Here is an 18361-nt window from a genome sequence, read left to right on the forward strand (position 1 = left end):
TGAGCATGTGTGAACTTCTGGGCATGAGTGCCAACGTACCGACGGACATCGTGTTCAGCTTCACCGGGCTGATGCAGCGCGGTGGTCGCACCGGTCCCCACCGCGATGGTTGGGGCATCGGTTTCTACGAAGGCCGTGGCCTGCGCCTGTTTCAGGACCCTGCCGCGAGCAGCGAGTCGGAAGTCGCGCAGCTGGTCCAGCGTTACCCGATCAAGAGCGAAGTGGTCATCGGCCACATTCGTCAGGCCAACGTCGGCAAGGTCTGCCTGTCCAACACCCACCCTTTCGTGCGTGAACTGTGGGGGCGCAACTGGTGTTTCGCCCATAACGGCCAGCTCGCGGATTTCAATCCCGGCGCTACGTTCTATCGGCCGGTGGGCGATACCGACAGTGAAGCGGCGTTCTGCGATCTGCTCAACCGGGTGCGCGAAGCGTTCCCCGAGCCGGTCGAGATCGAGCAACTGCTGCCGACCCTGGTCGAAGCCTGCAACGAATACCGCAGCAAAGGCGTGTTCAATGCGCTGCTCAGTGATGGCGACTGGCTGTTTTGCTACTGTTCGACCAAGCTGGTGCACATCACCCGCCGCGCCCCGTTCGGGCCGGCGCGTCTGAAAGACGTCGACGTCATCGTCGATTTCCAGGCGGAAACCACGCCCAACGATGTGGTGACGGTGATTGCCACCGAGCCGCTCACCGAAAACGAGACCTGGAACCGTTACGAGCCGGGTCACTGGAGTCTTTGGCGCCGCGGCGAATGCGTTGCCGAAGGCTCGGCCTGAAAGAGAGGGATCTATGCTGCGCAGCTATATACGACTGGTGTTGTTCACGGCAGGCCTGTTGATAGGCGTGCAGATTCCAGGCTTCATCAGCGATTACAGCAAGCGCGTCGAAGCGCACATGCTGGAAGCGCAGCAAAGCCTGCGCGGCTATAACGAGACCGCCCTGCGGTTCTTCAATGGCGACGTCCAGGCGCTGATCCAGCATTACCGCAGCAGCGACGACCCGGTGTTCCGCACCGACGCCGACAACATCAGCAACCTGCTCACCCGCAATCAGACACTCGACCGCGAATGGCTGGCCCTGCAAGGCCCGTGGTATGCCCGCGCCTGGCATGTGCTGACCGCTGCCGATACCAATATCCGCACTGAGACCTGGAATGGCTACACCTGGCAGGTGCTGCTGTCGCCGGAAGTCATCGGCTGGGGCCTGATGTGCGCGCTGCTGTTCTCGCTGGTCATTGAAAGTATTGTGGTGTTCATTGATTGGGTGTTTGTGGGTCGGCATCACGTGCGACCGGTGGGTCGCGACTGGCGCTGAGGCCCATTGCCGGCATTTGCTTGATTGGGCAGTGGTCTCGCTGACGCCTTCCCGGCTAAAGCCGGTCCCGCTAAAGACCGCGCGTGCCCATTGGGGCTTCCTGACACGCCGCGCACCCAGTGGGACCGGCTTCAGCCAGGAAGGGGCCGTCCCGGTCAGCAAAGATCCCCCGCACCGTTCACTTTTTCTTATCCTTCCCCCGCGCTTTAATTAGTTGGACGCTCGAGCCATCCGCGCCGAAGAATGCTCCCAACGCACAGCCCTGTGTTCCCGCGCTGCCAACCTGACAACCCCGCGCGTACACTGGAGCTTCTCCCCGTTTCGTTCGCACAGGAGTCACGCCATTGAGCCGCCTGTTATTGAATTGTGATATCGGCGAAAGCTACGGCGCCTGGACCATGGGTCTGGACGCCGAGGTCATGCCCTACATCGATTGCGCCAACATCGCCTGCGGCTTTCATGCCGGTGATCCGAGCGTCATGCGCAAAACCGTCGCGCTGGCCCTGGCCAACAATGTCACCATTGGCGCGCACCCGGCTTATCAGGATCTGGTGGGTTTCGGCCGTCGCTCGATGGCCTGTTCTGCGCAAGAGATTCAAGACCTGCTGCATTACCAGATCGGCGCACTCGACGGCGTTTGCCGAGCCCAGGGCGGTCACGTCAGCTACGTCAAACCCCACGGCGCGATGTACAACGACATGATGGCCAACCCGACGCAGTTGCGCGCGGTCATCGAAGCCATCGCCCGTTACAACCCGGAACTGCCGCTGATGCTGCTGGCCATGCGCGACAACTCGTCAGCGCAGGTCATTGCCGATGAATTCGGCGTCACGCTCTGGTTCGAGGCCTTCGCCGATCGCGCCTACGACAGCGTCGGGCGTCTGGTCTCCCGCAATCTGCCGGGAGCTGTGCATCACGATGCAGAGGTCATCATCGCCCAGGCCATGACCTTGTCCCGAGGCGAAGCGTTGATTGCCAGCGATGGCAGCGAGCTGCGACTCACGCCCCACACCCTGTGCGTGCACGGTGACAACGCCAGCTCCATCGACGCGGTCCAGCGCATTCGTCAGGCGTTGAACAGCGCTGATGCCGGACCGTCTGCCCTGTGAAGCTGCGCATCGAAGTCGTCGCCATCGATTGCCTGATGGTCCGCCTGTTCGACGCCATCGACGAGGCCAACATGCCGTGGATGCTCGCTGCGACGTTGCGTCTGCGTGAGGGTTTCGCTGCGCATTTAATTGATCTGGTGCCGTCCTACACCACGCTGATGGTGCATTACGATCTGTTGGCGCTGAGTCCGACACAGGCTCGGGCAATCATTACCGAGGCGCTGACCGACCTTGCACCCGACTCCACCCAAAGCGGTCGGCAGCATGTGTTGCCGGTCTGGTACGACTTAAGCGTCGGGCCCGAGTTAAGCCTGTTGTCCGGGCGCAGCGGTTTGTCGGTGGACGAGGTGATTCGCCGCCACAGCCAGCGCGAGTATCAAGTCTTCGCGCTGGGCTTCGCACCGGGGTTCGCGTTCATGGGGCTGGTGGAAGAAGTCCTCGCCGCGCCGCGCATCAAGACACCTCGCAAGCGCGTGGCGGCGGGAAGCGTCGGCATCGCCGAGCGGCAAACTGCGGCCTATCCGCTGGAGTCGCCCGGCGGCTGGAACATCCTCGGGCGCACCCCAGCCAAACTCTTTGATCGCGAAATCGACGGTTACAGCCTGATGCAGCCCGGCGATACCGTGCGGTTTGCCGCTGTTGATCACGCCGAGTTCATGCGTCTGGGCGGCGACGACACGCCGCTGGAGGGCCTGGCATGAGCGCGCTCACGGTAAAAAGCAGCACGCCGCTGTGCCTGTTGCAGGACACGGGACGTTTTGGCGTAAGACACCTCGGCGTTACCCAAGGCGGGGCGCTGGATTGGGTGTCGATGTCGTGGGCCAACACACTGTTGAATAACCCGCTGGACGCTGCCGTTGTCGAAGTGACCCTGGGCGGTCTGACGCTGCTGGCCGAATCCGACTGCTGCCTGGCGCTGGCCGGTGCGGATCTGAACGCCGTGCTCGACGAACGACCGATTGCGCCGTGGCGCAGCTTCTTCGTTCGCAAAGGTCAGCAACTACGTTTTACCCGGCCTATCACGGGTGCTCGCGCGTATCTCGCCGCGCCCGGCGGATTTGCGGCAGTCGATGTGCTCGGCAGCTGCGCCACCGTCACGCGCGAAGGGCTGGGCGGGCTCGAAGGAAGCGGTAAAGCGCTGGCTGAAGGCGATCAACTGACTTATTCAGGGGCGTCGTTTGAGCTGCACGCGCTTCCCGATCACCTCATCCCCGACTTTTCCGATCAGCGTCCGCTGGACGTGGTGCTGGGCGCGCAGATCGGCCAGTTCAGCGGCCTGAGTCTATTCGATGCGTTCAACAGCGACTGGACCCTCGACAGCCGTGCCGATCGCATGGGCATGCGCTTGCTCGGGCCGGAACTGGTTTACCAGGGCAAACCGATGATCTCCGAAGGCATTCCGCTGGGCGCGATTCAGGTCCCGCCGGATGGTCAGCCGATCGTCCTGCTCAACGACCGCCAGACCATCGGTGGTTATCCGAGGCTCGGCGCGCTGACGCCGCTGTCACTGGCCCGGCTGGCGCAGCAACTGCCGGGGAGTGTGGTGCGGATGAAAGCGGTGGTGCAGGAGGTAGCGCATCGGGAGCAGGTGCGGTTTTTGAAGCTTGTCAGCGGTCTTCTTTAGGAGGTTTCAGTTGTCCAGGCGCCGCGCAATCATGCGGCAAACACCGTCCGTGTGGGAGTGACCGGGGTGGCGCTCCACCTTGCTCACGAAAGCGGCATTTCAGTCGCTAAAGGTTCAGTGAATGTACTGGCCTCTTCGCGAGCAAGCTCGCTCCCACAATGGAGCTGCGTTTGCCGGAATATCGGCGTCATGCACTGAACCTGTGGGAGTCAGCTTGCTGGCGAATGCGCTGGGTCAGGCGAAGTTGATCGCCCAGGCGGTCCCCACTCGCGAGCAACCTCGTACACACAGGAAAATTAGCGCAGTCGATATCTCCTAGGTCCTAAACCTCACTTCGCCAAATACCGCATCCCTTCCTCCAGCCCCCGCAGGGTCAGCGGGTACATCTGGTCTTCGATCAAGTCCCGCACAATGTTGGTGGAGGTGGTGTAGGCCCAGGCGTCTTTGGGGTAGGGATTGATCCAGATGATCTTCTTGAATTTGGCCATGAAGCGCTGCATCCAGACATAGCCTGCTTCTTCGTTCCAGTGCTCGACGCTGCCGCCCGGTTGGGTGATTTCGTAGGGCGCCATGGCGGCGTCTCCGATGAAGATCACTTTGTAATCCGCGCCGTATTTATGCAGCAGGTCCTGAGTGGCGGTGCGCTCGGAGGTGCGGCGCTGGTTGTTCTTCCACACCGATTCGTAAACGAAGTTGTGGAAGTAGAAATACTCCATGTGCTTGAACTCGGTCTTGCAGGCCGAGAACAGTTCTTCGCAGATCTTCACATGGGCGTCCATCGAGCCGCCGATGTCGAACAGCAGCAACAGCTTGATGGTGTTGCGGCGTTCCGGGCGCATCTGGATGTTCAGCAGGCCGGCGTCGCGGGCGGTGTGGTCGATCGTGCCATCGATGTCCAGTTCGTCTGCCGCACCCTGGCGTGCGAATTTGCGCAGGCGCCGCAGGGCCACTTTAATATTGCGCGTGCCCAACTCAACCCCATCATCAAGGTTCTTGTACTCGCGCTGATCCCAGACCTTCGCGGCCTTGCCCTGACGCTGGCCGGCGTCGCCCACCCGAATTCCCTCGGGGTTGTAACCGCCCGAGCCGAACGGGCTGGTGCCGCCGGTGCCGATCCATTTATTGCCGCCGGCGTGGCGCTCCTTTTGCTCTTCCAGACGCTTCTTGAATTCTTCAATCAGCTTGTCCAGGCCGCCCAGGGACTGGATCTGCGCGCGCTCTTCAGCGGTCAGCGAGCGCTCGAATTCCTTGCGCAGCCAGTCTTCGGGGATCAACTCCTGCAGGTGATCGTCGAGCTTTTCCAGGCCATTGAAGTACGCGCCGAACGCCCGGTCGAACTTGTCGAAATGGCGCTCGTCCTTCACCAGAATCGTGCGCGACAGGTAATAGAACTCGTCCATGTCAGCGAACGTCACACGCTGCTTCAGCGCGTTGATGAGGTCGAGCAGTTCACGCAACGAAACCGGCACTTTGGCAGCGCGCATTTCGTTGAACAGGTTGAGCAACATAGTCGGCGTCCCGCGCTTGATCTAAATAAGCTTGACCAAAAAGGCTCAGCGATTGCCGCGACGGCTCATGAACGCCAGACGCTCTAACAGCTGCACGTCCTGCTCGTTCTTGACCAGCGCGCCGGCCAGCGGCGGGATGGCTTTGGTGGGGTCGCGCTCGCGCAGTACCGCTTCGCCGATGTTGTCGGCCATCAGTAATTTGAGCCAGTCCACCAGTTCGGAGGTCGAGGGTTTTTTCTTCAGGCCCGGGACTTTGCGCACATCGAAGAACACGTCCAGTGCTTCGCTGACCAGGTCCTTCTTGATGTTCGGGTAATGCACGTCGACGATCTTCTGCAGCGTGGCGCGATCGGGAAACGCGATGTAGTGAAAGAAGCAGCGGCGCAGAAACGCGTCCGGCAGCTCTTTTTCGTTGTTGGACGTAATGATGATGATCGGGCGCTTTTTGGCCTTGATCGTCTCGTCGATCTCGTAAACGTAGAACTCCATTTTGTCGAGTTCTTGCAGCAGGTCGTTGGGGAATTCGATGTCCGCCTTGTCGATCTCGTCGATCAACAGAATCACCCGCTCTTCGGATTCAAAGGCTTCCCAGAGCTTGCCCTTCTTCAGGTAATTACGAACGTCGTGGACTTTGTCGACGCCCAGTTGCGAGTCGCGCAGGCGGCTGACCGCGTCGTACTCGTAGAGGCCTTGGTGCGCCTTGGTGGTCGATTTGATGTGCCAGGTGATCAGCCGCGCGCCAAAGGATTCGGCCAGTTGCTCGGCGAGCATGGTCTTGCCGGTGCCGGGCTCGCCCTTGACCAGCAGCGGGCGCTCCAGGGTGATGGCGGCATTGACGGCAAGCTTCAAATCGTCGGTGGCGACGTAGGCATGGGTGCCTTCGAATTTCATCGGAAAATCCTCGAACAAGGCGGACAGACCTGTGGCCTAAACCGTGCAAGATAGGGGGCAAAGAATGCAGCGACTATACCGCGCACCCCGCGCCACTGTGAACGCAGACGCTTTATTCAGTATCTGAATGGGGCGTCACGACCTGACCGGCTAAAAATTGTAACGACTGTTGAGATATCGCCAAAATAGCGATACCTTGCTGCGCATGTCGACTAAATACAGATTCAGGGACAAATACAGGATTCAACTGCGGGAAAAGGATCACCTGCCGCCTCACGTGCACCTCACCGGTGGCGGGCTGGATGTGTTGATCTGTCTGCAGTTGGTTGAACCCATGCTCGGCCACGCCCCGGCCGCCGTACTCAGGGAGGCGCTCGAATGGGTAAGGGCCCACCAAACAGAACTGCTGGAGGAATGGAAACGATGGCATCCATGAAACGTCCACGCCTCAAGACCGTAGAGGCGCTGGCTCACCAAAAATTGGCGCTGACATTTATCAACGACGTGAAATACGTTCTCGACCTGAGCAGCGACATCGCTGCATTTCCGGGGCTGCAACCGCTCAAGGATCCGAACGTGTTCAAGCAGGCGCAGATCGGCGACGACGGCTGGACCGTCGAGTGGTCCGAGCCCGACATCCAGATCGGCGCCGACACCCTGTACCTGGACGCCAAGGCGCAGGCCGCTACCGACGAGAACACGCGGATATTCATCGGCTGGCGTGCGCGCACCGGCTTGCCGCTGGCCATGGCGGCTGAAGCGCTGGGCGTCAGCACGCGCAGCATCACCCGCTACACCAACGGCAGCGAGGCGGCACCGCGCACCCTGGCGCTGGCGTGTCTGGGATGGGATGCATTGCAGAATCAGCCAGAGAACGACGTGTTGCTGGCCGAGAAGCGTGCGGCCTATGGCGTTGGCACAGGAAGCGGTGTAGACGAGGCGAGCGTCGCCAACAAAGGCACCGGTGAAGATGACCAGTGAGCCAGGACGGCGTTGTGTCAACGATGATCCATCGCTGACACAACGCTCGCGATCTGGCTCCATTTACGTAGGAAGTGGCCGGCTTACTTCGCCTCACTTTTGCCGCTGTCGTAGCGCGTGTTGAACGCCTTTATGAACGCATTGCGCAGGATCTGCAAAAACGCCTCGAACGCATTGATGTCCTGTTTGTGAACACTGCCGCTGAGTTCGACGCGGGTGGCAAACTGGTTTTTCCCTTGGTTCTTGAGCACCGTTTCGCTGCCGCCGACCACGGCTTCCCAGATCGATCGGAAGAAGCCTTTGTTCTGGTTCTCGACGTCCTGCTGCCAATCAAATACATCCACATTGCGCAGCAGCGGTTTGATGTAGCCACTGAGTTGGCCATCGGTGGCCTGGGCTTCGATGACCACATCGCCGTCGCCTGCGTTGAAGTCGAATTTGCCATACGCAGAGGCGAAGTCGTTCAGGCGCTTGAGCTGAATACCGGTCGCGCGCAGCTTGAAGTCAAAGTCCTCCAGGCTGAACGGGTCGAACGTCGCGGTGCTTTCCAGTGGCGCGTGGCCCAGCAGCATGGCCTTGCCCTCGAAACGGGCATCGCGCTTGCCGGCCGTGTCTTCGACGTTGGTCAGGTTATAGATGCTGGCGTTGATGTTGTCGGCATCGATTTTTACCTTCGGCGTCGAGTTGAAATTGCTGAAGGTGATCTTGCCGTCCTGAATGCGCATCTCGTTCAGGGTGATCGGCAGCAGCTTGTCCAGCTGAGCGCGCCAGTCAGTGCCCGCACCGGTCTGGGACTGGCGCTTGTCCGGGCCACCGTCGACGAAGTTGAGTTCAGGACTGACAAATGCGACCTCGGCGACCACGGCATGGTCGTACCACAGCGAGTGCCAGCTGACAGCGAGGTCGATGACCGGCGCATTCAGCAGCGGGACGGGCACCTTGCCGTCGACCTTGACGATTTTCAGGCCATTGATGCGGTACGCCCCGCGCCACAGGGCCAGGTCCACATCGGTGACCTGACCGCGGTAGTCGCCCATGTCGGCGAGTTTTTCATTGAGGTAATTGCGCACCACGTAGGGCAGCGCGATGTGGACTGCGATCAGCAACACCACTAAGCCAACAATTGTCCATAACGGCCAGCTGTAACGACGTTTCATGTCTCCACCCTCCAGTGACGTAGTTTTGTTGACTGCTGGCGATGTGATCGGTTCGCTTCGACTGGACGTTGCACCGGCTCAAGGCATAGGCTTTGAGCTTTTCCAAACCTGCACAAGGACCCGGTCATGAGCCGTATTTACGCAGATAACGCCCATTCCATCGGCAACACGCCACTGGTGCAGATCAACCGAATCGCGCCGCGCGGGGTCACTATCCTGGCCAAGATCGAGGGGCGTAATCCGGGGTACTCCGTCAAGTGCCGGATCGGCGCGAACATGATCTGGGACGCCGAAAGCAGCGGCAAACTCAAACCCGGCATGACCATCGTCGAACCCACCTCTGGCAACACCGGCATCGGTCTGGCCTTTGTTGCCGCAGCCCGTGGCTACAAGCTGACACTGACCATGCCGGCCTCCATGAGTATAGAGCGGCGCAAAGTGCTCAAGGCCCTGGGCGCCGAACTGGTGCTGACCGAGCCGGCGCTGGGCATGAAAGGCTCCATCGCCAAGGCCGAGGAGTTGCTTGCCAGTGACCCCGCCACGTACTTCATGCCGGCGCAGTTCGAGAACCCGGCCAACCCGGCCATTCACGAGAAAACCACCGGCCCGGAAATCTGGAACGACACCGACGGCGCCATCGACGTGCTGGTTGCGGGCGTCGGCACCGGCGGCACGATCACCGGGGTCTCGCGCTACATCAAGCACGCCATGGGCAAGCCGATTATCTCGGTGGCTGTCGAACCCATGGGCTCGCCGATCATCACCCAGGCGATGGCCGGTGAAGAGATCAAACCCAGCCCCCACAAGATTCAGGGCATTGGCGCGGGTTTCATCCCGAAAAACCTCGACCTCTCGATTGTCGACCGCGTCGAACTGGTGAGTGACGAAGAAGCCAAGGCCATGGCCCTGCGCCTGATGCAGGAGGAGGGGATTCTCTGCGGTATTTCCTGTGGCGCCGCCATGCACGCAGCGGTGCGGATGGCCGAGAAGCCGGAAATGCAGGGCAAGACGATCGTGGTGGTGCTGCCGGATTCGGGCGAGCGCTACCTGTCGAGCATGCTCTTCAGCGACCTGTTTACTGAACGTGAGCTGACCCAATAGTCGTGTTGGCGGCTGCTTCGGCTTTTTACCCGGCGGACTAAGGCTTATGATGGCCGCCATTCGAAACCCGCCGGAAGATTGTCCCAGGTCATCCGGCGGCGGTTTCAGCAGCGTAAGCTTCGGGCCGCGCCGTTCGGCCCTGTTCCAAGGAGAGTTTCATGACCCTTTCTTTTGCTGTCAAAGCGGCGATTCTGCTGCTGTTTGTCGGCAGCACGCTGTACGTGCATCTGCGCGGCAAGGCGCGTTTGCCGGTATTGCGCCAGTTCGTGAATCACTCCGCACTGTTCGCCCCGTATAACGCCTTGATGTACCTCTTCTCCAGCGTGCCGTCCAAGCCTTATCTGGACCGCAGCAAGTTTCCCGAGCTCGATGTGCTGCGCGACAACTGGGAAACCATCCGCGATGAAGCCATGCACCTGTTCGACGAAGGCTATATCCGTGCCGCCGCGAAGGACAACGACGCGGGTTTCGGGTCGTTCTTCAAGAAAGGCTGGAAGCGTTTTTACCTGAAGTGGTACGACAAACCGCTGCCGTCCGCCGAGGCGCTGTGCCCCAAGACGGTCGAACTGGTCAGCCGCATTCCCAACGTCAAAGGCGCGATGTTCGCCTTGTTGCCCGGTGGCAGTCACTTGAACCCGCACCGCGACCCGTTTGCCGGCTCCTTGCGTTATCACTTGGGCCTGTCGACGCCGAACTCCGACGATTGCCGCATCTTTGTCGACGGTCAGGTCTACGCCTGGCGCGACGGTGACGACGTGATGTTCGATGAAACCTACGTGCACTGGGTCAAGAACGAAACCGACGTCACCCGCGTGATTCTGTTCTGCGACATCGAGCGGCCGCTGAGCAATCGTTTCATGACCGCGGTCAACCGCCGCGTCAGCGCGTTTCTCGGTCGCGCCACCGCGCCGCAGAACACCGATGATGAGCGCGTTGGCGGGATCAATCAGGCCTATGCGTTCAGCAAGCGCTTCAGTAACAGCTTCAGTGGCAAGGTCAAGCAGTTCAAACGCGCCAACCCCAAGGCCTATCGCATCCTGCGTCCGGTGCTGGCAGTGATCGTGCTGACGCTGCTGGGCTACTGGCTGTTCGGCTAAAAACCCGGCTTTATCAAGCGCCGTTGCACCCTGTGCAGCGGCGCTTTTTTTATGCCTCGCGCGAGGGCATAACCGGCAAATAGCACGTCTATTCAATCCTCTCCGGGGCCAGTCGGCGGACCCTGCGTTCTGCCCTTTTTGCCCGGAGACGATGTTCATGCGCGCCAGATTCCTGATGCTTTCCGCCACGCTGTTCGGCCTGGCCGGTCCGATGGCGGCCGCGGTTGCACCGACCGTTGCCTTTGCCCAGTCCGCCGCCGTGGCCGTTGCGCCTCAATACGACACCACCCACGTCTACGTCGCGCCTGCGGATGTGGATCGCTTCGTTCAGAGCTTCACCGCGACGTTCGGCGGCCAGAGCACGCCACAGGTGGTGGTCAATGTCTTGCCTGTACCGAGCAGCACGACGTCCCAGTTGATTCAAACGCCGGTCGGCACGGTGTCGCTGTTCGGTTTCAAGACCCCGATCCCGCGTCCATTTGGCGATGAGCGCAACGGCTATCTGGTCAAGGACATGGACCTGGCGATCAAAGAAGCGCGTCAGGCCGGCGCCGACGTCATCGTTTCGGACTTCCCGGACCCCATCGGTCGCGACGCCGTCGTGCAGTGGCCGGGTGGCGTGAACATGCAGCTTTACTGGCACACCAAAGTGCCGAGTTACGCACCGTTCCAGACCATTCCCGAGAATCGCGTCTACGTGTCCAACGACCGGGCTGCCGCGTTCGTAAAAGCGTTTATCGCGTTCTCCCACGGCAAAGTTGTCAGCGACGAGAAGAAAGCGCCGGGCATCGAGATCGGTCGCGCCGATGCCACTTTCCACCGCATTCGCATCGAGTCGCCGTTCGGCAAAATGGTCGTGCTGGCCACCGACGGCCATCTGCCGTATCCGTTCGGCCACGACAACACCGGCTATGAAGTCGCCAACCTGCAGGACACATTGAGCAAAGCGAAGGCGGCGGGGGTGAACGTGATCGTCGAGCCCTTTACCAGCGCAGGACGTACGGCGGCAGTTGTAGAGTTTCCGGGTGGCTACGTCGCTGAAATTCATCAGACCGCTGCGGCCGGTTGACCGATGGCGAGTGCTCGATTCACTTCAGGTTTGAGTGGTCTGTGCCTGGCAATCGCGCTGCCCATGGCCAGCAGCCCGGCCCGTGCTGACGAGGCTGAAACCAGGCCGGCGATCAAGACCAATCGCTGGCAGGAGGATTGGGCGGTGCTGGCCAATCCAACCCTCCAGACGGCGCCGCTGGACAGTCTCAAGTACATCCCGCTGTCTTCGGACAATCCGCAAACGTACCTGTCGTTGGGCAGCACCCTGCGTGAGCGCTTCGAGATGAACGACGCCAGCGCGTTCGGTACGCGAAATGTCGCCCGGGACCGGTATCTGCTGCAGCGCTTTCAGGTGCACGCCGATCTGCACTTCAATGAAAACTGGCGCGTGTTTACCCAGCTGGAAGACGTGCGCGCCTACGACAAAACCACCATTGGCGGCGCTGACCAGAATCGCACCGACCTGCGCCTCGCGTTCCTTGAATACACCAAGAAGCTGGGCGACAACACCTTCAAGGCGCGGGTGGGGCGGCAGGATTTCGCCTTCGACTTACAGCGCTTTATTTCGTCTCGCGACGGGCCGAACGTGCGCCAGTCGTTCGATGCGTTGTGGGCGGACTGGGAGACCGGGCTGTGGCGCTTCATCGCGATCGCCAGCCGACCGGTGCAATACCAGGACGAGCGCCACTTCGACGATCGTTCCAACCACGAATTTCGCTTTCACATGCTGCGCGCCGAGCGGCTGGTGGGCGGCAGTAACGAGCTGTCGGCCTATGTCGGGCTGTATGAACGCGACGACGCCAGTTACCTCGATGCCAGCGGCGCTGAGCACCGGAATATCTTTGACGCACGGCTCGGCGGCGCGGCCGATGGCTACGACTGGGACCTGGAGGCGATGGGGCAGACCGGTTCGGTCGGCGCCAAAAGCATTCGCGCCTGGGCGGCGGGCAGTCGCGTGGGCTACACCTTCGCCGACGTCAGCTGGACGCCGCGTCTGGGTCTGCAACTGGACGCCGCGTCGGGCGACCGAAACAACGGCGACGGCACGCTGGGCACGTTCAATCCGCTGTTTCCCAACGGCTACTATTTTTCGCTGGGGGGCTACACCGGCTATGCCAACATCCTGCACGTCAAACCGTCGATTACCATCAAGCCGATCGCCAAGCTGAGCATTCAGACGGCCCTCGGCCTGCAATGGCGGGAGACCACCGAAGACGCTGTCTACGTTCAACCGAACATCGCGGTGGCCGGAACCGCGGGGCAGGGCAGTCGCTGGACCGGCGCCTACGGGCAGGTGCGCACGGACTATGCGTTCACCCCTAATCTGAGCGGCGCGGTCGAGGCGGTGCACTACGACGTCGGCCAGTCAGTGCGCGATGCCGGCGGGCACGACAGCAATTACCTCGGCGTCGAGCTGAAGCTGTCCTGGTAGCGCTGCATCTGGGCAATTCACGACGTCGCGTTATGGCATTGCACGAGGCACCGCTGGCTGGTTATAGTCGGCGTCGTGCCGTAACACTTGGCAACACGAGTCACTCCTTTCAGAAGATGAGCACGATGCCTGCATCCCGCACCCGGTTCGCTTTATCCGCCACGGCTCGCGCTGTTGCGGAACCGTGCAGCTGCATGCAAATCGCCTTTATCACGCGTTACCCGCCACCCCCATCTGTGAACAGCCCTGTCGTGTGCGTCGTTGCACCGCCAGGCGTCGTTGTGCTCGGCTGAGCGACTGCGTCAACGCTGTCGACCGAAGCCTGCAAACGCCCGCAAAACATCCGTGAATCCGGTTCGTGCCGGGTCCGATTTTGTCTGAATCACAGGTGACTCATGTTCGCTAATAAAGCCTTGGCCTCGATGGCCACGACGACGCTTTTCGTCCTGCTCTGGAGCAGCGGCGCGATCGTTTCCAAGTGGGGCCTGACCCACGCTTCACCGTTTGCATTTCTACTGTTCCGTTTTCTGCTGGCGCTTGTGGCGCTGGCGATCCTGATCCCGGCCTTGGGTTACAAGCTTCCCGCCACCCGCGCGTCGATGGGCTTTGCGTTGATGACAGGGGCGGTGCTGCTGGGGGCTTATCAGATCTGCTACCTGCTGGCGCTGGACATGAAAGTCGCGCCCGGCGTCATGGCCACGATCATGGGCGTGCAACCGATACTCACGGCCGTGCTGGTTGAACGCAGCCGCTCGGCGTCACGCATGTTCGGCCTGAGTCTGGGGCTGGCGGGTCTGGTGCTGGTGGTCTGGCAAGGCATCGGCGACGGCGGATCGCTGGCCGGCATGGCATTCGGCGTACTGGGCATGTTGAGCATGACCGGCGGCTCGATCATGCAGAAACGCATCACCGACAACCCCCTCGGCACGTTGCCGGTGCAATACCTCGCGGGGACATTGGTGTGTGCCGTGTTCGTGCCATTTCAGCCCTTTCATTTCGAACACAGCATCGGCTTCTTCGTGCCGGTGCTGTACATGGGGCTGGTGGTGTCGGTGCTGGCGACGTTTCTGCTTTATCGGCTTATCGCCCAAGGCAATCTGGTCAACGTTACCAGCCTGTTTTACCTGGTGCCCGGCGTTACCGCGATCATGGACTACCTGATCTACGGCAACCGCCTCGCGCTGATGAGCATGCTGGGGATGGTGCTGATTGTGGTGGGGTTGGTGTTTGTGTTCAGGAAGGTTGAATAGAACCGTCCACCCCCGCCGCGAATTCGTCGAGCACTGCGGAAGAAAACTGTAGGAGTGAGCTTGCTCGCGATCTGGCGCGCAGCGGCAGCAAACCGGTGCGTGCCGTGTGTCAGGCATTACCGGGGTGTCGGGTTTCACGACTGCTTCGCAGCCGATCGCGAGCAAGCTCATTCCTACAGTGGATCATCGTTCCCATCGTGACGATGCCGGCCAGCCTCAACCCAACCGCACATGCCGACTCAACAACGCCCGCAGCGCTGCGGGCTTCACCGGTTTGGCCAGATACTCAAGGCCGGCGGCGTGTACCTGGGCGATCAGCTCCGGGCGGCCGTCGGCGCTGATGACCACACCGGGGACCGGCTCACCCAGTTGCGTGCGCAGCCAGGCCATCAGTTCGGTGCCGATTTCACCGTGGTCCAGGTGGTAATCCACCAACGCCAGGTGCGGGCGAATGCCGTTGTTGAGCAGGGCCTGGCATTCCTCGCGATTGCGCGCCGTCCAGACCTGACACCCCCAGCGGCTGAGCAGGCTGTTCATGCCAATCAGGATGCTGTCTTCGTTGTCGACGCAGAGGATTTGCGTACCGTTGAGCGCAGCACGCGAAGGTTCGCTCGGCGCAATGGCCGGTATCGGCGATGCAGGCGCCAGCGGCACCGTGACGCTGAACACGCTGCCCTGGCCCGGCCATGAACGCACTTCCAGCGAATGACCGAGCACGCGGCACAAGCCGTCGGCAATCGCCAGCCCCAAACCCAAGCCCTTTTCGGCGCGGGTCTGATGGCTGTCCAGCCGCTTGAACTCCTCGAAAATCACCTGCCGCTTGTCCTCGGGAATACCCGGCCCACGGTCCCAGACTTCCAGGCTCAGCTGCCCGCTTCTGCGCCGCACCCCCAGCAAAATAGGCCCCTTGGCGTAACGAAACGCATTGGTCAGGAAGTTCTGCAGCACCCGCCGCAGTAGCTTGGCGTCGCTGGCCACGCGCAACGTGCTGCCGCGCACTCGGAAATCCAGACCCTGCTCCTGGGCGAGGGCCTTGAATTCGGCGCCGAGGGTTTCAAACAGATTGTTCAGTGCGAACGGCGTGATGGTCGGCGTGAACTTGCCGTTCTCCAGCCGCGAAATATCCAGCAGGTCGCTGATCAGGTCTTCGGCCGAACGCAGCGAGCTGTCCAGATGCTGGATCAGCTGTTTCGCTTCCGCCGGCACGTTGTCGTCGTTGTGCAGCAGGGCAGCGGAGAACAAACGCGCCGCGTTCATGGGCTGCATCAGGTCGTGGCTGACGGCGGCGAGAAAGCGCGTTTTCGACTGATTGGCGGCTTCCGCATGGGCCTTGGCTTCGCTCAGCGCCGTGTTCAGCTGCGACAGCTCCCGCGTCCGTTCAGCCACGCGTTGTTCGAGGCTTTCGTTGGCGCCCTTGAGCGCATGCTCGGCCTCGCGGAACGCGGTGATGTCAGTGAAGCTCATGACGAAGCCGCCGCCGGGCATCGGGTTGCCGATCAGCTCGATCACCTGCCCATTGGGAAACAACCGCTCGGACGTATGCGCGCGGCCCTGACGCATCCAGTGCAGGCGCCGGGCGACATGCACTTCGGCCTCGCCGGGGCCGAGCAAACCGCGCTCGGCGTTGTAACGGATGATGTCGGCGATGGGCCGCCCCACGCTAATCAGGCCTTCCGGGTAATTGAACAGCTCCAGATAGCGCGCGTTCCAGGCCACCAGGCGCAGGGATTGATCCACCACGCTGATGCCCTGAGTGATGTTCTCGATGGCGCCTTGCAGCAGCGCGCGATTGAACTGAAGCACCTCGGAGGCTTCGTCGGCGATGCGCACCACGTCTTCGAGCTGCATGTCGCGGCCTTCAATCGCCGCCTTGACCACCGCCCGCGTCGACGACGTGCCCAGCACCCCTGCCAGCAAGCGTTCGGTGTGGGCGATCCATTCGCCGTTGGCGTTCTGGTTGGGGTTGAAACCTTTACCCTGCCGGTAGGCGAAGCGGATGAAGCTCTGTTGCGCCCGCTCTTCGCCGACGAAACGCGCCGAGAGCTTGAGCAGGTCTTCGATCTGCACCGCCAGCAGCGAGCGATTGTTGGGCCGAGCCTGCAATTCCTGGCCGATGAAACGGCCCGCCTGCCAGTGTTCGGACACCCGCGTTCGCGACAGCAGCGAGACCCACACAAACAACGCCAGGTTGCCCAGCATCGACAGCACCACGCCCTGGGTCAGCGGGCTGATCGGCAGATTGAACGGGTTGCTGTGCAGCCACGCCAGCAGCGGAAAACTGCTCAGCGACCAGCCCATGCTGTGGGCAATGATCGGCAGCACCAGGGTGTAAAACCAGATGAACACCCCGGCGGCAAGCCCGGCGAACACCCCGCGACGATTGGCCGGCTTCCAGTACAGCGCGCCGATCATCGCCGGCATCAACTGCGTGATGGCGGCGAAGGCGATCTGGCCGATGGTCGCCAGACTGGCAGTCGAGCCCAGCAGCCGGTAGCTGACGTAGGCGAGCAACAGAATGACCACGATGCTGACCCGGCGCACCGAGAGCATCCAGTGGCGGAACACCTCGAACGGGCGCTCGGCGGTTTTGCGCCGCAGCAGCCACGGCAGCAGCATGTCGTTGGAAACCATGGTCGACAGTGCAACGCTGGCGACGATGACCATCCCGGTGGCCGCCGAAGCCCCGCCGATGAACGCCAGCATGGCCAGCGCCGGGTGCGCGTGGGCCAATGGCACGCTGATCACGAACGAGTCAGGCAGAACCGAGGCGGGCAGCAGCATCTGCCCGGCCAGGGCAATCGGCACCACGAACACGGCTGCTAGCAACAGGTACGCCGGGAACACCCATTTCGCCAGGCGCAAATCCTGTGGCTCGATGTTCTCCACAACGGTGACGTGAAACTGCCGGGGCAGGCAGATGATCGCCATCATGGCGACGCCGGTCTGCACTACCATCGATGGCCAGTTGACCGTTTCTTTCCAGTACTCCTCCAGACGCGGTGCGAGCATGGCCTGGTTGAACAGGTCGTCCACGCCGTCGTACAGGCCGAAGGTCACGAACGCGCCGACGGCCATGAAGGCGAACAGCTTCACCAGCGACTCGAAGGCAATCGCCAGGACCATGCCGCGGTGGTGCTCGGTGGCGTCGAGGTTGCGGGTGCCGAAGACGATGGTGAACAGCGCCAGCACCAGCGACACGATCAGCGCAGTGTCCTGGGCGCGAGTCCCCGTGGCGTCGGCGCCGGCACCGATCAGAATGTTCACCCCCAGCACGATGCCTTTGAGTTGCAGCGCGATGTAGGGCAGCACGCCGATCAGGCAGATCAGCGCGACCACGACGGCGAGGGTCTGCGACTTGCCGTAGCGGGCGGCGATGAAGTCGGCAATGGAAGTGATGTTTTCCTGTTTGCTGATCAGCACCATTTTCTGGAGCACCCAAGGCGCCAGCAGCATCAGCAGAATCGGCCCGAGGTAGATCGGCAAAAACGACCACAATTGCTCGGCGGCCTGGCCGACCGAGCCGAAAAACGTCCAGCTGGTGCAGTAAACCGCCAGCGACAGGCTGTACACCCAAGCGCGCAGGCGCGGCGGCAGTGGGGTGCTGCGACGGTCACCGTAGAAGGCGATGGCGAACATGATGGCCATATAGGCCAGGGCGACGGCAGCGATCAGCCCGCTGGACAGCGACATGGGAACTCCGGAGGCAAGCGGCTAGCGGTTTCGGTGGCGATCCCTCGCCGGCCGGACAGTCTCGCACGCCGCGTAGGGTTCGTCTGTTACGACCAAGGTCTGAGCGGCGCGGTGTCGCAGGAGTGCGATGAATCCCATGCCCGGTCCATATCGG

Annotated in this window: 16 protein-coding genes; 12 read left to right on the plus strand and 4 right to left on the minus strand. The window is 61.6% G+C overall.

Annotated elements, in window-relative coordinates:
* The first annotated feature begins 5 nt into the window (after positions 1-5).
* From AC07RO_RS09640 to AC07RO_RS09660, 5 genes are all read left to right on the plus strand, one after another.
* Complete coding sequence (locus AC07RO_RS09640; RefSeq protein WP_192170911.1) at positions 6-779, plus strand: class II glutamine amidotransferase; 774 nt, start codon at positions 6-8, stop codon at positions 777-779.
* 13 nt (positions 780-792) lie between these two features.
* Positions 793-1317, plus strand: coding sequence for a DUF2937 family protein (locus tag AC07RO_RS09645; protein ID WP_192170912.1), 525 nt, complete (start codon positions 793-795; stop codon positions 1315-1317).
* Positions 1318-1661: 344 nt separating this feature from the next.
* The gene (locus AC07RO_RS09650; protein ID WP_192170913.1) at positions 1662-2426 is read left to right on the plus strand and encodes a 5-oxoprolinase subunit PxpA; all 765 of its coding nucleotides are present in this window, start codon (positions 1662-1664) and stop codon (positions 2424-2426) included.
* Positions 2423-3127 carry a 5-oxoprolinase subunit B family protein gene (locus AC07RO_RS09655; protein WP_346630218.1) on the plus strand — a complete coding sequence of 235 codons (705 nt, stop codon included), beginning with the start codon at positions 2423-2425 and terminating at the stop codon, positions 3125-3127. Before AC07RO_RS09650 ends, AC07RO_RS09655 begins: the two co-directional genes overlap by 4 nt.
* Positions 3124-4050 carry a 5-oxoprolinase subunit C family protein gene (locus AC07RO_RS09660; RefSeq protein WP_495085903.1) on the plus strand — a complete coding sequence of 309 codons (927 nt, stop codon included), beginning with the start codon at positions 3124-3126 and terminating at the stop codon, positions 4048-4050. Before AC07RO_RS09655 ends, AC07RO_RS09660 begins: the two co-directional genes overlap by 4 nt.
* Before the next feature lie 329 nt (positions 4051-4379).
* Here the strand turns inward: AC07RO_RS09660 and AC07RO_RS09665 are convergent, their stop codons facing one another.
* Both AC07RO_RS09665 and AC07RO_RS09670 read right to left on the minus strand, forming a co-directional pair.
* On the minus strand, positions 4380-5558 hold the full coding sequence (locus AC07RO_RS09665; protein ID WP_495085904.1) for a vWA domain-containing protein: 1179 nt from the start codon (positions 5556-5558) through the stop codon (positions 4380-4382).
* Between the two features lie 45 nt (positions 5559-5603).
* Positions 5604-6449 (minus strand): AAA family ATPase, encoded by an 846-nt coding sequence (locus tag AC07RO_RS09670; protein WP_192170919.1) that lies wholly within the window; start codon positions 6447-6449, stop codon positions 5604-5606.
* Positions 6450-6654: 205 nt separating this feature from the next.
* On the opposite strand from AC07RO_RS09670, the gene AC07RO_RS09675 reads away from it, so the two are divergent.
* Both AC07RO_RS09675 and AC07RO_RS09680 read left to right on the plus strand, forming a co-directional pair.
* Positions 6655-6885: a DUF4160 domain-containing protein gene (locus tag AC07RO_RS09675; RefSeq protein ID WP_172611112.1), complete on the plus strand. Its 231-nt coding sequence runs from the start codon at positions 6655-6657 to the stop codon at positions 6883-6885.
* A complete protein-coding gene (locus tag AC07RO_RS09680; RefSeq protein ID WP_495085905.1) occupies positions 6882-7430 on the plus strand; it encodes a DUF2442 domain-containing protein in 549 nt (182 codons plus the stop codon). The genes AC07RO_RS09675 and AC07RO_RS09680 overlap by 4 nt, the downstream gene beginning before the upstream one ends.
* Before the next feature lie 83 nt (positions 7431-7513).
* Here the strand turns inward: AC07RO_RS09680 and AC07RO_RS09685 are convergent, their stop codons facing one another.
* On the minus strand, positions 7514-8587 hold the full coding sequence (locus AC07RO_RS09685; protein WP_495085906.1) for a DUF748 domain-containing protein: 1074 nt from the start codon (positions 8585-8587) through the stop codon (positions 7514-7516).
* A 126-nt stretch (positions 8588-8713) separates the two neighbouring features.
* Here AC07RO_RS09685 and cysK point away from each other — a divergent pair, with 126 nt between their 5' ends.
* The 5 genes from cysK to AC07RO_RS09710 all read left to right on the plus strand — a co-directional run bounded on the left by cysK (position 8714) and on the right by AC07RO_RS09710 (position 14517).
* A complete protein-coding gene (gene cysK, locus AC07RO_RS09690; RefSeq protein WP_346625481.1) occupies positions 8714-9688 on the plus strand; it encodes a cysteine synthase A in 975 nt (324 codons plus the stop codon).
* A gap of 158 nt (positions 9689-9846) precedes the next feature.
* Positions 9847-10785, plus strand: coding sequence for an aspartyl/asparaginyl beta-hydroxylase domain-containing protein (locus AC07RO_RS09695; protein ID WP_133773082.1), 939 nt, complete (start codon positions 9847-9849; stop codon positions 10783-10785).
* A gap of 157 nt (positions 10786-10942) precedes the next feature.
* Positions 10943-11854: a glyoxalase gene (locus AC07RO_RS09700; protein WP_407073208.1), complete on the plus strand. Its 912-nt coding sequence runs from the start codon at positions 10943-10945 to the stop codon at positions 11852-11854.
* Between the two features lie 63 nt (positions 11855-11917).
* On the plus strand, positions 11918-13267 hold the full coding sequence (locus AC07RO_RS09705; protein WP_495086034.1) for an alginate export family protein: 1350 nt from the start codon (positions 11918-11920) through the stop codon (positions 13265-13267).
* Positions 13268-13662: 395 nt separating this feature from the next.
* Positions 13663-14517, plus strand: a complete 855-nt coding sequence (locus AC07RO_RS09710) for a DMT family transporter (RefSeq protein WP_192170925.1) — start codon at positions 13663-13665, stop codon at positions 14515-14517.
* Between the two features lie 216 nt (positions 14518-14733).
* Here the strand turns inward: AC07RO_RS09710 and AC07RO_RS09715 are convergent, their stop codons facing one another.
* Positions 14734-18207, minus strand: a complete 3474-nt coding sequence (locus AC07RO_RS09715; RefSeq protein ID WP_495085907.1) for a hybrid sensor histidine kinase/response regulator — start codon at positions 18205-18207, stop codon at positions 14734-14736.
* Positions 18208-18361: the final 154 nt, after the last annotated feature.

This window comes from Pseudomonas sp. GW821-FHT07F05, assembly GCF_059418765.1.

Bases quoted from the DNA above. Each gene is read 5' to 3' on its own strand.
- AC07RO_RS09640 (WP_192170911.1), top strand. From the start codon at position 6: ATGTGTGAACTTCTGGGCATGAGTGCCAACGTACCGACGGACATCGTG.
- AC07RO_RS09645 (WP_192170912.1), top strand. From the start codon at position 793: ATGCTGCGCAGCTATATACGACTGGTGTTGTTCACGGCAGGCCTGTTG.
- AC07RO_RS09660 (WP_495085903.1), top strand. From the start codon at position 3,124: ATGAGCGCGCTCACGGTAAAAAGCAGCACGCCGCTGTGCCTGTTGCAG.
- AC07RO_RS09665 (WP_495085904.1), bottom strand. From the start codon at position 5,558: ATGTTGCTCAACCTGTTCAACGAAATGCGCGCTGCCAAAGTGCCGGTT.
- AC07RO_RS09670 (WP_192170919.1), bottom strand. From the start codon at position 6,449: ATGAAATTCGAAGGCACCCATGCCTACGTCGCCACCGACGATTTGAAG.
- AC07RO_RS09675 (WP_172611112.1), top strand. From the start codon at position 6,655: ATGTCGACTAAATACAGATTCAGGGACAAATACAGGATTCAACTGCGG.
- AC07RO_RS09680 (WP_495085905.1), top strand. From the start codon at position 6,882: ATGAAACGTCCACGCCTCAAGACCGTAGAGGCGCTGGCTCACCAAAAA.
- AC07RO_RS09685 (WP_495085906.1), bottom strand. From the start codon at position 8,587: ATGAAACGTCGTTACAGCTGGCCGTTATGGACAATTGTTGGCTTAGTG.
- cysK (WP_346625481.1), top strand. From the start codon at position 8,714: ATGAGCCGTATTTACGCAGATAACGCCCATTCCATCGGCAACACGCCA.
- AC07RO_RS09695 (WP_133773082.1), top strand. From the start codon at position 9,847: ATGACCCTTTCTTTTGCTGTCAAAGCGGCGATTCTGCTGCTGTTTGTC.
- AC07RO_RS09700 (WP_407073208.1), top strand. From the start codon at position 10,943: ATGCGCGCCAGATTCCTGATGCTTTCCGCCACGCTGTTCGGCCTGGCC.
- AC07RO_RS09705 (WP_495086034.1), top strand. From the start codon at position 11,918: ATGGCCAGCAGCCCGGCCCGTGCTGACGAGGCTGAAACCAGGCCGGCG.
- AC07RO_RS09710 (WP_192170925.1), top strand. From the start codon at position 13,663: ATGTTCGCTAATAAAGCCTTGGCCTCGATGGCCACGACGACGCTTTTC.
- AC07RO_RS09715 (WP_495085907.1), bottom strand. From the start codon at position 18,207: ATGTCGCTGTCCAGCGGGCTGATCGCTGCCGTCGCCCTGGCCTATATG.